This window comes from Marinobacter sp. UBA2498, assembly GCF_002341575.1.
Lineage (GTDB): Bacteria > Pseudomonadota > Gammaproteobacteria > Pseudomonadales > Oleiphilaceae > Marinobacter > Marinobacter manganoxydans.
On record NZ_DDOI01000108.1, the window covers coordinates 65,592 to 66,327 of the forward strand.

Annotated in this window: 1 protein-coding gene; it reads left to right on the plus strand. The window is 60.7% G+C overall.

Annotation, left to right across the window (positions count from 1 at the left end; genetic code table 11):
• Positions 1-161 precede the first annotated feature (161 nt).
• Positions 162-736 (plus strand): bifunctional 4-hydroxy-2-oxoglutarate aldolase/2-dehydro-3-deoxy-phosphogluconate aldolase (eda, locus tag B2W52_RS15250; RefSeq protein ID WP_286803681.1); only part of this gene is annotated, 575 nt, incomplete at its 3' end.

Here is a 736-nt window from a genome sequence, read left to right on the forward strand (position 1 = left end):
ACCGCGTTGCATCTGAAGGGCGAGGACAAATTGCAGACGCTGGACCGTGCTATGTCTGAACCGGACAAGGTGCTCGAGATGCCAATCAGAGCTTTCCTGAAACCAGGCCTCCAGGTGTTCTGGAGTCCCTGAAACGCCCGACATTTGTTATGGAGAAAACCGTGAGCCAACTTTCCGATTACCATCGCGAGCGCGTCAGGGCAGTACTGCAATCCTCACCCCTGGTGCCGGTCATCGCCATTCAGGACCTCGACGACGCCGTGCCCCTTTGCCAGGCTCTCGTTGATGGCGGCATCAACGTCCTCGAAATTACCCTGCGCACTGAACACGGCCTAAAAGCCATCGAAGAAGTCCGCAAAGCCATCCCGGACGCCTGGGTAGGCGCGGGCACCGTTACCAGCATTGCCCAATACCGCCAGGTAGAGGCCGCTGGCGCCCAGTTCGTAATCACCCCGGGCGTAACCGAAGCCATCCTGGAATTCGGCCTGACCTCCGAAGCCCCGCTGTTGCCGGGCATTGCCACCATCTCGGAAATGATGATTGGCTATAACCTCGGCTACCGCGAATTCAAATTCTTCCCCGCCGAAGTCGCCGGCGGCATCCCGGCCCTCAAAGCCTTCAGCGGGCCGTTCCCGGACGTCACCTTCTGTCCCACAGGCGGCATCCGCCGAAACACCGCAGCCGACTACCTGGCCCTCGGCAACGTCCAGGCCGTTGGTGGCACCTGGTTGACCCC